Source organism: Rhodocytophaga aerolata (assembly GCF_030503435.1).
Lineage (GTDB): Bacteria > Bacteroidota > Bacteroidia > Cytophagales > 172606-1 > Rhodocytophaga > Rhodocytophaga aerolata.
Genome location: NZ_JAUKPO010000005.1, coordinates 213439 through 227163 on the forward strand (window position 1 = coordinate 213439; position 13725 = coordinate 227163).

Below are 13725 nucleotides of genomic sequence, written 5' to 3' on the forward strand. Positions count from 1 at the left end.
GATGGTTTCACTCCTCTATACAACCTGCCCTGCCAGTAGTCAGGATCAAACAAGTTTAGAGAAGTAACATCAAAAAATACTTACTTATGAGTATTGCAAAAGGTTAAAATTCTTTTTATACTTGACTATCAACCAGCTACCGTTTCCGAAGATAGAAATATCTCTTATGCCAGATTAAGTTCATACTCTGTTTTTGATACAATTTCTTCCGACTCTTTTGCCTGAATTTACCGGTGTCTTGCGCTGACCTTTTAGCTTTTTTGAAATAAACCCAATGTAGGCATACACGGATAGTTTATACTAAACTCACTTGCTGCCTTCTTTTGCTAGCAGTTGGTGGTATGTACATATGGAAACAGGTGCTAACAAGCGTGGATTCCATTGAAAAATAAACGTAAAATAGTTTACCAGGGAACAAACGGATGCTGTTCATTGCTTAAAACCTACTCTATAAATAGGCTTATCAACTTTTCTTACCGGCCACCTTTATTCACAAATGTATGGATACATACAAACATTTTACCTCCGACTTACAGGAAGTTATTGATTCGGAACTCGACTACATAACCACCCGGCGCAAGCTTTACGGCCTTCCAGATGACAAGCAAGAGGCAAAGAAGGATCTGTGGGGTATGTGTATTTCCGGAGGCGGTATCCGCTCAGCTACGCTGGGGCTGGGCATGATGCAAAGTTTTATCAAAAACAACTGGATGAAGAAGTTCGATTACCTGAGCACTGTCTCAGGTGGCGGCTATATTGGCAGTTGCTTATCGTCTTTACTCACCGGCGACAAAAAGGCTTTCACACACCAGGGAAAAACCATGGATGTAACTCCGGAGAACTCACCTTTTGTGCGGTTAGGCGAAGAAGAGAGCGACTATAAATATGCCGATGAAACCAGGCTAACGGTTATGCACCAGATGCACCACTTGCGCACCCATGGCGAATACCTGACCCCTCAAAAAAACTACGGAAGCCGGGATGTAAAACGGGCCGTAGGCAGTGTGGTTTCCGGAATCTTCCATAACTTTCTTCTGTATTTTTTCTTTCTGCTAACCTTTGTTGCTTTCAACTACAGTGTGCTGTATGTGATCTCAAATGGTACTTTTTTCCAGGAAATCCGGTATAGCAAACCTGTAAAGCTGGCAGACGATTCTACCCTGGAATATGTACTGGCTGTGTTTGGCAACTGGCTGACGGAAGGTATCTCTAGGCACCTCCAACTTATCGGACAAGGCTTAAAGGCACATCCGCTGGTAGGCATTGCTTTTTGTCTGGCAGGTGTGCTAACAGGCATCTTCTACATTTACCGGATTGCTGCCGCTGTAAACAAAATCAAACAATACCAGAATAAATCTTTTGATAAGGATTTAGATAGCAGCAAGATAGATCCATTAAAAATTAAATCTGGCTATAATCCTGAAGCTCATTTTGAAACAGAGTTTACCACCAGTTTATCCAGGCTAGCTATTTTAGGCACTCCCCTGGTAGCAATCCTGATAGGTTTCTATATCCGCGAATTTAGCAGCAACTACTGGATTATATTTTCTTTACCGTTCTGCTTTTCCATTGGTTTAAGCCTGGCTGTATACCTGATTATTCCATTTATGCGGCAAGGTAAAACAGGACGTTACCAACGCTTATTCCGCTCCTTACAGGGAAATATACAGGGCAGTGCGTTATATAGCCTGGGTATTGCTGTGCTTATGCCTTTCGTTGTACTGGTTGCTTTCTCTGCCGGCCCTTCCGTTAACTTTCTGTTTTCCATTATATCCTTACTATTCGGCTATTTTGTTTTCAAGCTGAAGGTAGGCGGAGGCGACTCAAAGGTATATGCCAGCCTGATGAAAAAACTAAGGATTCCGCTGCTCAACCTGTCGGTTTTACTGTTTTTAGGTATTAGCATGGCTGCCCTGGCCGGGTACCTGACAGAGTTGAATTCGTTGCCTGTTGCGGCCGCCATCTGCCTGGGTGCGGCTTTCGCCTTTGCCGCCTTTGGCTATTTTGTAGATGCCAACAAAGTATCGCCGCATTATTTCTACCGCGACCGCCTTTCAGAAGCTTACTTAAAAACGGATGCCAGGGTAAAACGCACTAAAGCTAATTCAGCTCAGGGCCTACCCCTGACCAATATCCGCAATGACGAGGATTTAAAACTGAAAGATTTAGGAAAAGACAATAACCGGGGTCCTTACCACCTGATTGTAGCTGCCCTGAACCTACAAGGGTCGGATGAACTGGTCCGCAGGGATTTAAAGTCGGAACATTTTATCTTTTCAAGCAAATATATAGGGTCGCAAAGTACCGGCTATGTAAAAACTGAAGCTTACCGGGGCGGAAATACGAAGCTTGCCAGAGCCATGACTATATCTGCCGCAGCAGTTGGCTCTGCCGCCGGTTCGGCCAATGCATTTTGCCATTCATTTTTATGTACCCTATTCAATCTCCGTCTGGGCTACTGGATTGAAAACCCCTGGTCTTACCGGGAAAGCATACCTTCTTACCGCAAACGGTATTTCTGGCCCGGCTATTTATTCAGCGAATTAATGGGTACCTGTACAGCCAGAGAATCGCTGGTAAATGTGTCGGACGGCGGGCATACCGGCGATAACCTGGGCTTAGTTCCCTTGCTCCAGCGAAGATGCAAAACCATTGTAATATGCGACTTTGAACAAGATTATAATTATGATTTTCAGTCGTTTACCAATGCAGTGAGGATGGCCTATATTGAAGAAAATATTTCGATTGATATAAATTTAAAACCCCTTATTCCTTCCCCTTCTACGAGTGGCGGCATAGGAATCAGTAAGAAAAGTGTAGCCATTGGCAAAATAAAGTATCCGGATGGAACAGAAGGCAAACTGATCTATATAAAATCTTCCTTAAGCGGCGACCTCCCGGTTCATGTATTTAACTATCATAAGTCATTTCCAGACTTTCCTCAACAATCTACTGGCGACCAGTATTTCGACGATACCCAGTTTGAAGCTTACCGTAGCCTGGGCGAACACCTGGCTAGCCAGGCTATTTTACAGATGAAAAAAGAAGAAACGGATAAAGAAAAGAGCAAAGCCGAACCTCCTTTTGAAGGTATAAAGTTAAAATCATCCGACGGACAAATTCATTTAGCCGGTAGTTCAGATATACGGGAATAAACGGCAAATTGTCGGAATGATTGATTTAAGCTAGTGAATGCACATCTACGCAAACTTACTTACCCATGGCAGATACTAAACCGGCAGGTATGATGAATGAGTTGGTAAAACATGCTTTTACTACCGCCATCGGTGTAGTGGTAACTTTTTACGTTACCTCCGCCATCAAAGAAGATGATTTTAAGCAGGATGAAATAGAAAAAGGAAAGCAAATTATGGAGTCGCTGGAAAAAACCAATATGTTGCTCAGCAATTATATTTCCCGCTACGATAGTTTACATGAACGCTACATTCAGCTCAGAGAAACCAAAAGCACTTCTCCCGAAGATACCCGCAAAACGTACCGGGCCGCCAATACCGGTACCCACGACACAAGCCCTGAATCTCAGCCTATGCCAACGTCCACGCTGATCCATAACAGTGACTGGATCACACCAGATGGCACCATACTTTGGCAGTTTTCTAAGGATAAAGTGTCTATGAAAGGCATCGGAAATTTTGAGGGATTTATGGAAGCATCAGGCAAGTATGAAGTGTCCGGAGATAACCTGACTGGTACGGCTACTTACTCAAAACTGCTGTACTTGCCCTCCAACGAACATGTAAAATTTGACTTCAAGCTGGATGGAGAAGGGAACGTACTGTATGGAAATATCATTGATAATCTGGGAAATGTTACGGTAGCCACCTTGTATAAAAAAAGATAATACCCCAGTTTCTTACTTTTTAATCGTTTGTCAGGCATTATTCCTCCCTAAGCCATATCTCTGGCCGCCAAGACTGAGTACACAAATTTTACCGCAGAAGCAACAAATTTTGAAAAAGGATAGGCTGAGTAAAAATAATAAACCATCTGCATTTTATACTATCCCGAAAGCCTCGTCAAAAGGCTTGCGGGATGTGATGTTTCTGAGCTATAAAAAATAATAAATTCTTACTTCCTCCTTGCTATCACTTTTATTGTGCTACTGGCTATCCCTTACATTTTTAGTATCTTACCCGGCAACTTATTATCCTATACTTACAGCTTCTAGTAGTTGAATCCAGGCAAAAGGGCGAAGTCTCTACAGACAAATTCATCAACTCAATGGAAACATCGTGCAGAAATATAGGTATAACACGTAACCAAGCAATTCTTCTATTTTCTAAATTTCGCATTTGCAATTTATGCTTCAGCCAGCACAACCCATTGGTATATTCGACAGCGGTATTGGAGGGCTTACCGTTGCCCATGCCGTTTCACAAGCCTTGCCGCACGAACACATGATTTACTTTGGAGATACGGCCCATTTGCCTTATGGCGATAAATCTACAGCAGCCATACAAGCCTATGCGGTAAAAATCTGTGACCTGTTGTTAAAGCAACAGTGCAAATTAATTCTGATTGCCTGTAACTCTGCTTCTGCGGCTGCTTTTGATCTAGTAACTGCGTATGTAGGCAGCAAAGCCAAAGCCATGAATGTAATTGATCCGGTAGTGGAATATGTGGGGCAGCGTTTTGAGGGCCAGACTATCGGGCTAATTGGCACCAAGCAAACGGTAAACTCGAATGTATACACAAAAAAAATAGACGATCTGCAAAAATCTATTACCCTGCATTCATTAGCTACTCCCCTGCTGGCACCCATGGTGGAAGAAGGCTTTTTTAATAATACTATTTCCGAAAGTGTGATCACAGCCTATCTGTCTGACCCGCATTTGCACCGGATTAAAGCCTTGATATTGGGATGTACGCACTATCCACTAATAAAAAAAGAAATTGCCAGTTATTACCAGAATGAAGTAGAAATTATTGATTCATCAGAAATAGTAGCCGCTTCTGTAAAGAAACAGTTGGCCCAATCCGGATTATTGAACAACGCAGAAAGGCCGTACAAGAAGTTCTTTGTCTCTGACTACACCCGTTCTTTTGAAGCCTCTACCAAAATATTTTTTGGCAAACAAGTAAGACTAGAGCAGTATCCATTGTGGGAGTAGTTTTCTACTATTTTGAGTACCTTCTGATTGCTCATAAATATATTCAAATTATTGCCTGAGGATAATACGTATTAAGTATTTCTACAAGCATATCAACTGGTGATGTGCTTACATTTCTTGTCACTGTTTTGTAAAATTCAACAAGTGCATTTGTTGGTTTTCTATTGCTGAATTGAGGATACACTTGTTAGCTTCTCTACTTTCTCTTCAATAGATTAGGAAACAAAATTTAATTAATCAGATGCATGATTTTTGGTGAACCTAACAAATCGCCTAACTACGGAATGCTGATTACCTCTTTGAATGGAGCAATCTTTTTTATATTTCAGGTGTATAGCCACAGGAAAAATAGAAATATTGTCTAATACAATTATTGCAACAGCGCATGTAAATCCAATAATTTAAATCCTGTCTCAATCTTACATCTATACCTTTCCTCAGAATAGCTTTCTAGAATCTAGTAAATCACTTTCTGTTAAATTGTTCTACGAAATCACTTCAAGTAACCCGAGTTTATGCGTATTCAATTCACTCTTTTAACTATTCTCTTCAATTTGCTCCAGCTTACTGCCTGGAGCCAGGTTTATAAAATAAGTCTTGCTAAACAAACAGTAGAGCTACCTGGCAGACATTTTTATGTATCCGATATTATTGATGCCCGTATATCGAAAAACAACATTGGATGGGTACAGAGAGGCCCTGTCAATAGCAGAAGAGAAGCGAATCTGGAAAAAGGTTTTACGCCAGAACTGACAGATTTTTTTAACAGAAATTTACCTGCTCAATCTAATTTACCAGGCGTTATTGTAAAAATTCTAAAGTTTCAGGTTTCCGAACATACCACTGCATTTTCTGAATTTGCTAAGGCTGAAGTGGCTATGGATTTTATTTACCAGAAGGATAATCAGTTTTATCATTTGTTCCGGGGAATTGGTGTCGAAAAAAGGTATGGCCTGGATGTAACTGCCGGACATGATGATAATATAAAAACAGCTATTGAACAGTGTCTGAAACAGTTTTCCAGAGAGAGTATTGAGCAGCATTTAGCAAAAGCCAATCCGGCTACCTGGGCTGATGTTTCCAAAGATTTTCTGGCCACCTTGGAAGCCCACGATTACCCAATTCTGACAGATTCTGTTATGAAGAAGGGAATCTATGAGAGCTTTCTGGATTTCAGAAATAATAAAGCACTGCCAGCACACAATTTGGTTATTGAAAAAGTGAACAGAACTTCCAAACAGTTACAGAATATTTATGAAGTAAAACCTTATCTGCTGGAAGCCGATGGAAGCAAAAAGCCGCTTAAGCATATATGGGGGTTTTCTGATGGAGCAAATCTTTATATCCATCACAACAAAGATTATTTTCTGATTGACAGAGATGGAAATACATTTTCGTTCTATGGCTATGGTCCGGTACAGACCAATACTGCAGCCGTAGTAGCTGGTGGAGTAGCCGGCGGTATGATCGGAGGTGCCATTGCAGGTGCTGCTACACAAAAAGCCACACAAGCCGAATATATTCTGGACATGATGACCGGCCATATACTATCTGTAGAGAATGCACAGGTAGCCATTACACCTACCCCTGTAGCAGAGTATCCGGCTAAAATAAACATATATTGGTGGGATGGTGCTGCCAGTGCTGGGGCATTGGATATATATGTAAATGATAGTCTGGTACATACTATTCAGCCAAAATCGCAGGTTGTTCTGGAATGGGAAAACATGCGTACAGAAATGAAGATTTGTGTAAAAAATCAGCAGGAAGCCTGTTTTACTTTCATTCCTAACTTTAATAAAATTAATTACCTAGCGTGTAGCGTAGTAACGAAAGGAGGAGCCAATCAGCCGGAAATCAAACCCGTTATCGCAAAAGAAGGTGAATTCTACGTTAAAAAAATCTCATATCTGCAGGATAAAGAGAAGAAATAAATTCTTTAAACTAAAAGCAGTGTCTTATAAAAGAAGTATTTGTTACTTTAGAAGTATAGTTGTAGCAAGTCGCAATCTGACACAAATCACTCTCTGATTAAATAACATGTAAACAGATAATATAAAATCTACCGGAAGCAAAGCTCAGAAAGTTTGCTTCCGGTAGATTTTATAGTTTAAAGCAATAAGGTATTTGAACTATTATAGCAAAGGTTGTATTTAAAAAGCTACTCCAGCACTTCCATAGAACTTAGCTCCGGGCTGCCGCCAGAGTTGCCAATGCCAGCCGCAATGTAAACTTTATTATTATACACTACGGCCTGCGTTCCATGGCGGCCAGTCTGTAAGGCGGGCAATGTTTGCCAGGTGTTGGTTTTCAGGTCAAATGCTTCTGTCTGGTTGTGGGCCAGTTTCTGCGGACTTTCTCCCCCAATAATTAATACCTGGTTGCCTACCGTAACAGCTGTACACCCAGCCCGTTGCGTAGGAATATTCTGTGCAGTCGGTAAGGTTTTCCAGGTGTTTTGTTTAAAATCGTATATATCTACTTCCGGCACCGTGATATCCAGTACCCGTTTAATTTTCTGGGTAGATTTTCTGCCACCTGCCACCACTAGCTGATCGCCTACCACTGCTGCCTGAAAATGATCTCTGGCATGGGGAATATCAGCAAGCTTTGTCCACTTTCCGGTTTTAGGATCAAACGCATCTACCCAGGTTACGTGTCCGTCCCAGTGGCCGTCGGTTATGCCAGATATTAAGTAAATTTTATCTTTATATAAAGTAACTCCGGCAGCCCCTCTGCGACGGTCCTGCGGAATTTCGGCTCCTTTGCGCCACTCGTCTTTTTTCGGATTGTAGATGTAGATATTTGGAATGGGTGTTTCATGCGGATAATCACCAGTGAAGGCTCCTAGTACATAGATTTCTCCTTTGTATTCTACTGCCTGAAAATGGTGCATTTCCATAGGAACCTGGGCCACCTGCTTCCATTGGTTGGTTTTGGGTGTATATACATCTACCGTTTGCTTTTTGCGTCCGCCGAATAGATAGAACTGGTCTCCCACCCTGGCAAAGGCATTTTCTCCACGGGGCATGGGTTCCTGCTGAGGAGTTACTGGCTTCCATCCGGTAAATAAAGTTTTATAGGCAAAACTGTAGAATAGGCAGGACAGCAAGACTACCAGAACTGGTATGAGCAGCGTTTTTTTCATACTAAAAATCTAAAAGGTATTTAGGTAATACGATAGCCATGTCATTCCTCTATACCTGACTTGTACATAGTGGAATGAAAGCTATCAAATGTAAACTATTTTTTTTAGAAAGACAGCAGCTATCATTCCATCTAGGCATCTACCGAATCATACACAATAACTTTTTTCCACAAGTTAGAGCAGTCTTCTACAAATTTCAGGTGCACCGGATGGTTCTGGTAAGTGTCCTGGTCTTTGCGGTTGTCGAATACCAGCAATAAAGATAATTGGTAAGAAGTATCAATTACCTCCCGGTTGGTATCTGCCGGCACACCAATGTGCGACATTTTAATGGTTTCTATTTTTTTCAGGGTTTGCAGGCCTTTTAACAAACGGGCTTTGTCTCCTTTGCTGTCGGCATTTTTCAGCCAGAAATATACGTGGTGTACAAACATAGTAGTAGGTTTTTGTGCGGAAGACTCAAAAGGAAGCAGGCTTACCATTCCGGCTCCAGCCAATGTTAAGGATGATTGTTTGATGAATTTTCTGCGGTTAATTTCTGTCATGAATGAAAGACATTTAAATAAATGATGAAGCGTAAGCTAAGGTTATCTTCTGTTCAACAAAGCTAAGAAAGCTTTCGAAATGGCTTCTTGTAAAAATTCATTATTTCTCGGTATTTTGTGGGTACATGAAGCGTTTTAACCAGTACGAGCCATTCAATATTTCCCATTTCGAGCTAAACGAATGGCCCTATCCTCTGCATAACCACAACCATTTTGAAGTCATTTTTATTCACCAGGGCAGCGGATGGCACAATATCAACGAGCATCAGTTCAGCTATCAGGCTGGAGATGTATTCCTGCTGGGGCCGCAGGATTCTCATACATTTACCATTGCTGCCGCTACGCAGTTTACCTATATCCGCTTCACTGAATTTTTTTTCCAGAATACCTCCAGCGGACATACTGGTAAAAACTTGAAGCAAACGATAGAATATTTATTTCATACGCCCTATCAGTCGTTGGGCAGCCTGATTAAAGAGAGCACGGAAAAAAAGAAGGTAGAAAACCTGATCACGGTCTTGCTGGAGGAATATGCCGAACGCAAAAAAGCCTTTGCTGAAAGTGTTATTGAAAATATTATCCGGTCTATTTTAGGTATTCTGGCCAGAAATATATCCGCACAAGCCTTTTTTAATCAGCTGGAAAGCCTTAAGCGTTCACAGGCCCTGGAAGATATTCTGGTATATGTCCGGCAGCATATATATTATCCCGATAAACTGCGCATGGAAAATCTGGCCGAACATATGGGCTATTCGCCTAATTATTTAAGCATCTTCTTTAAACGGCAGACGGGAGAATCGTTGCAACAATACATTCTGCGCTACAAACTCAAATTAGTAGAAACCCGCTTACGGTATAGTGAATGGAGTATTTCCCAGATTGCCTACGAATTAGGTTTTACTGATGAGAGCCATTTAAGTAAACTATTCAAAAAATACTATCAGCTATCCCCAGGCGAATTCCGTAAATCTGTTGAGCAGAAAATTACTTAATACAAAAGGCCAGACATACTGCCTGGCCTTTTGCTTCTACGTACAATTTATTATTTAGCTGCCACCGTAAACGTAGCCTGCATCACATACGCATGACCTGGATAGGTACATACAATGGTGTAGTCACCGGGTTTAGTTGGCGCAGTAAAATAAATGGTTTCTTCTGAACCTGGCTGTAACAATTTAGTATGGTACAATATTTTTTCAGTGTTCGGAATGTAGCTCATTTTAGTGCCTTCGATACCTAATTTAATCGCCAAATTTCCAACTTCTACAGCATCTCCCGGAGTGGTAATTACCAGATTATGTGTCATATCATCAGTGTTATTGAAGGTAAGCTTAATTTTAGCTCCTGGACTAACAGTTACTTTGTCTACATCGAACTTTAAACCTGGTTTGGTACCTACGGTAATTGTCTGGTCAGGTGCTTTCCAGGAAGCTGGCATAGTGAGTTGCCGCTTAGCTGCGCCTTTGGCAGAAGTAGTAGCAGCATTACCTCCACTTTTGCTAGAAGTTTTTTCCATAGTAGCTCCGGTAGCACCGCCTTTTTTCTGAGTAGAAGCAGACATATTGCCGTGCATGGAATGATCAGCTTGTGTATTAATTTGCGCCAATGGCAACTTCTCCCCGTCGGGAATACGGTTTAAGGTATAGTAAGCCGTTTCATGCAACAAAGGCTGGTTATCTGCAGAACGTACGTCAGATGCCATTAACTGGTGAATAAAGCCTTCCCGCAATCCATCTACCACTACTCTGGCCTTCATGCCATCCTCCGATACTTTTACACCCATAATTTTGCATGTCTGATCTTTGTAAACCGGGCTTCCATATACTGGATGATATTTGTACGTAAAGCTGGTTACACTATAGGCTGCCGGATTTTCAGCTGATTTTTTGTCTACTGGCATCGTAAACTCAATTTCAAATCCATCTGGCTGAGCCCGTACAGTTTTCATTTCAAAAGGCGTTTTACCTGTCCATACCAGGCGTTGTAAACCATAGGGTTGATCTCCGGTAGAACCCCAGCCACGGTTAGACTGGCCTACAAACATAGATCCATCGCTGCCCCAGGTAATCCGCATAACTCCAGATACAAATCCTTCACGGAATGGAAATACGGCTCCCTGGTAAACGCCTTTTACTTTCTCTAAAAATACCCGGTTAATCTTGCTGTGTCCCTGGTCGCCAACAAACAATTGATCTTCGAACGGGCCAAAGGAGCCTTTGGTGTTGTTCAGTAGAATATCTGAGGTAGAAATGCCTACTAAGGTATGTGGGAACCACACAGCCGGTGTTTTAATAGCCGGAAAATCCTTCTCCATTTCATATAACGATTTAATCGTAGTAGATTCCACATCTTCAGGCTTTTTACCAAACGGCACTTTTGGATATTCTACTTTTGCTTCTACTTCTTCAGCTGTTAGTTTCACTGGTGATTCTGGCAGATTAGCCCATTTCAAACCGGCAATATGTCCAACAAAATCTCCTTTTTCTACGTGTGTAATCCCGCCGGAACCCATCCAGTCGCCTTGATTTTCAGCATAGAATAAATCGCCCTCTTTGTTAAGCCCTATTCCATTAGGCGAACGCATACCAGTAGCAAAGGGAGTCATTTTACCATCTGGGGTAATTTGCATCGTCCATCCGCGCCATGGCACCCGGCTTTCGCCTTTCCACCATTCTACATCGCCAAAAGCTACGTTACCAGTTACCGTCATGGTGCCATCCGGGTGAATAACCGGGCCATAGGAGTATTCATGGTAATGGCCGGATAATGGCCAGGCATAAATGGTCTCGTATTTGTCGGCAACGCCATCTTTATTGGTATCCGTTAGTTTTGTTAGTTCGCCGCGTTGAGACATGTATAAGGACCCATCTTTATAAGCCAATCCTAAAATTTCGTGCAAACCGTGGGCAAAGCGCTTATAATAGGGATTAGCTCCATACGGATTTTGAATTAACCATACCTCGCCTCTGCGGGTAGAAGCAGCCAGGGTACCATTGGGCAGCAAGGCCATACCACCTACTTCTAATGCCACACCTTCCGGCATAGGCAACGTAACCATCCTGTAGAAATCTTCCTCGGTAGCTGGGCCGGACTTTTTCTGCTCACCAGAATCTTGTGCACTGCTTGGAAGCGAAGTGAAAACCGATAGCAGGCAGCACAGAAACACTGCTAAACGGTTCTTTGTATAAAAATTGATTGTCATGCGTTTGAAAGTTTTGTGTCGAGGTTTTACTAGCAATGTGTACTTTTCCACATTAGCCATAAACCCAAACTAAGTTTTTACCAGATTAATGAATATTTTACACCAGTACTCTTACCTTCGATAGGTACTACCAACTCTTTGCGATTGCCTGCATTCCGAATTTCTGGTTTAGCACCGCCAGTATCTCCCACTTTCACATAAAAAGCTTTTCCATCTACTGTATAGGTACCATCTTGCAGGGAAGTAATTTCAGTACCCTCGGCTATGCGGCAATATAAAGTACCTTGCTTCTGTCCGTTAATTTTAATCTCTCTGGTTAATACTTTCCCTTCTTCTTCAGGAAAGGTGCGATCGGTAACTTCGGTACCATTTACCAGATACTTAAATACTGGGCGGCCAGTAGCATCTATATCATAGCCTTTCGGGCGGAAGGTATTTGCTTCGAAAGTGGCAGGCCAGGTAGCATTTTTGTCGGCGAGATAAGCTACCGTAGGTGCATCAGATAACCTTACTACACTTCCGGAAGCTCTGGCACTGCCATCTCCACGGTCGTGCCACATGGGTGTTGCATCTAGAAAACCACCTTTCCATACTTGCACCAGAGCACCAGTACCCAAATCCATGGTATAATGTACACCAGAAGGTTCTCCTACCGAGATGGCATGTGTAATTCGCTTGGCTTTTGCGCTTGGTTCTTTCTGAAAATCTACAAAACTGCGGTGCATTAGTGGCTCGTTTCCAGGTTTCAGATAAATCTGCGGACGAGCTCCCCGGCGGTTAGTATTGGCTTGGGCAGCATTATCTACATTGACACTTCTGTATTTTATGTTGCGGAAAGCTACCGGACCATGGTCTCCCTGGATAACAATTGGGCCAGTTGCTTTTTCGCCCGGAAAGGCAGGACCTCTAGTGGGTCCGGTCAGCTCTACATTTTCATGAATGAGCACTCCATTGTGTATTACTTTTACAAAACGGGCATTCTGGATTTTATTTCCGCTAGCGTCAAACCGGGGAGCCTGGAACACAATATTGAAATGCTGCCACAACCCTGGGGCACGGCTTACATTCATTCTTGGGGCATAGCCTTCAAAGCCTTTCTGGCCTTCGGGCTTGCTGTCGTCCCAGCGTTCATAAATGCCTCCACAATCGCCGGCTCTGGGATTTTGCACGCCCCAGCTATCCAGTAATTGTAGTTCATAGCGGCCCTGTAAATATATACCGGAATTAGAACCTTTAGCCATCATAAATTCTAAATCAAGTTCTACATCGCCATGTTCAAAGTTAGAAACCAGGTTATCTTTTTCTTTATCTGTTGGCTGGTTAACTAAAACTCCTTTTCCTGAAGAAATTTTAGTAGCTTTTGCATTGCCCGAACGGTCGTATACTACATCTGCGGCAACAGCCCAGTTTTTTGCCGCCGGCTTAAAGGCACTCATGTCATTGAGGGGTACTTGGGTAAATTCGGCAGCATTGTTTTGTGCCTTAGCAAACAGGGGCGTAAGCAGGCATGCCCATAAGAGCAACGGCCAATACTTAGTACCCTTCATTCGTACATACATGGTCATAGATTTTGGTAATAGGAAATAAATTAGATTTAACAAAGATGCAACTTGGCATTTCGGGGCATAAAGTTATAAAATAATGATAGTTTCCGTAATAGAATGCGAATAATTTTAGAATTAAAATTGAACCCAGAAC

The 13725-nt window shown here is 42.2% G+C and carries 9 protein-coding genes; 5 read left to right on the forward strand and 4 right to left on the reverse strand.

Annotated elements, in window-relative coordinates:
* The first annotated feature begins 500 nt into the window (after positions 1-500).
* The 4 genes from Q0590_RS11440 to Q0590_RS11455 all read left to right on the forward strand — a co-directional run bounded on the left by Q0590_RS11440 (position 501) and on the right by Q0590_RS11455 (position 7066).
* Positions 501-3155, forward strand: a complete 2655-nt coding sequence (locus tag Q0590_RS11440) for a patatin-like phospholipase domain-containing protein (protein WP_302037674.1) — start codon at positions 501-503, stop codon at positions 3153-3155.
* A gap of 65 nt (positions 3156-3220) precedes the next feature.
* Complete coding sequence (locus Q0590_RS11445; protein ID WP_302037675.1) at positions 3221-3862, forward strand: hypothetical protein; 642 nt, start codon at positions 3221-3223, stop codon at positions 3860-3862.
* 460 nt (positions 3863-4322) lie between these two features.
* The gene (murI, locus tag Q0590_RS11450; RefSeq protein WP_302037676.1) at positions 4323-5132 is read left to right on the forward strand and encodes a glutamate racemase; all 810 of its coding nucleotides are present in this window, start codon (positions 4323-4325) and stop codon (positions 5130-5132) included.
* A gap of 515 nt (positions 5133-5647) precedes the next feature.
* Positions 5648-7066, forward strand: a complete 1419-nt coding sequence (locus tag Q0590_RS11455; RefSeq protein ID WP_302037677.1) for a DUF6563 family protein — start codon at positions 5648-5650, stop codon at positions 7064-7066.
* Between the two features lie 227 nt (positions 7067-7293).
* On the opposite strand, the gene Q0590_RS11460 is transcribed toward Q0590_RS11455, so the two are convergent.
* A complete protein-coding gene (locus Q0590_RS11460) occupies positions 7294-8280 on the reverse strand; it encodes a Kelch repeat-containing protein (RefSeq protein ID WP_302037678.1) in 987 nt (328 codons plus the stop codon).
* A gap of 131 nt (positions 8281-8411) precedes the next feature.
* On the reverse strand, positions 8412-8825 hold the full coding sequence (locus Q0590_RS11465) for a Dabb family protein (protein WP_302037679.1): 414 nt from the start codon (positions 8823-8825) through the stop codon (positions 8412-8414).
* A gap of 125 nt (positions 8826-8950) precedes the next feature.
* Between Q0590_RS11465 and Q0590_RS11470 the strand changes: the two genes are divergently transcribed.
* Positions 8951-9817, forward strand: a complete 867-nt coding sequence (locus Q0590_RS11470; RefSeq protein WP_302037680.1) for an AraC family transcriptional regulator — start codon at positions 8951-8953, stop codon at positions 9815-9817.
* A 50-nt stretch (positions 9818-9867) separates the two neighbouring features.
* Here Q0590_RS11470 and Q0590_RS11475 read toward each other — a convergent pair whose 3' ends face one another.
* Together Q0590_RS11475 and Q0590_RS11480 are read right to left on the reverse strand one after the other, a co-directional pair.
* Positions 9868-12027: a plastocyanin/azurin family copper-binding protein gene (locus tag Q0590_RS11475; protein ID WP_302037681.1), complete on the reverse strand. Its 2160-nt coding sequence runs from the start codon at positions 12025-12027 to the stop codon at positions 9868-9870.
* A 77-nt stretch (positions 12028-12104) separates the two neighbouring features.
* Positions 12105-13592, reverse strand: a complete 1488-nt coding sequence (locus Q0590_RS11480; protein ID WP_302037682.1) for a 3-keto-disaccharide hydrolase — start codon at positions 13590-13592, stop codon at positions 12105-12107.
* Positions 13593-13725: the final 133 nt, after the last annotated feature.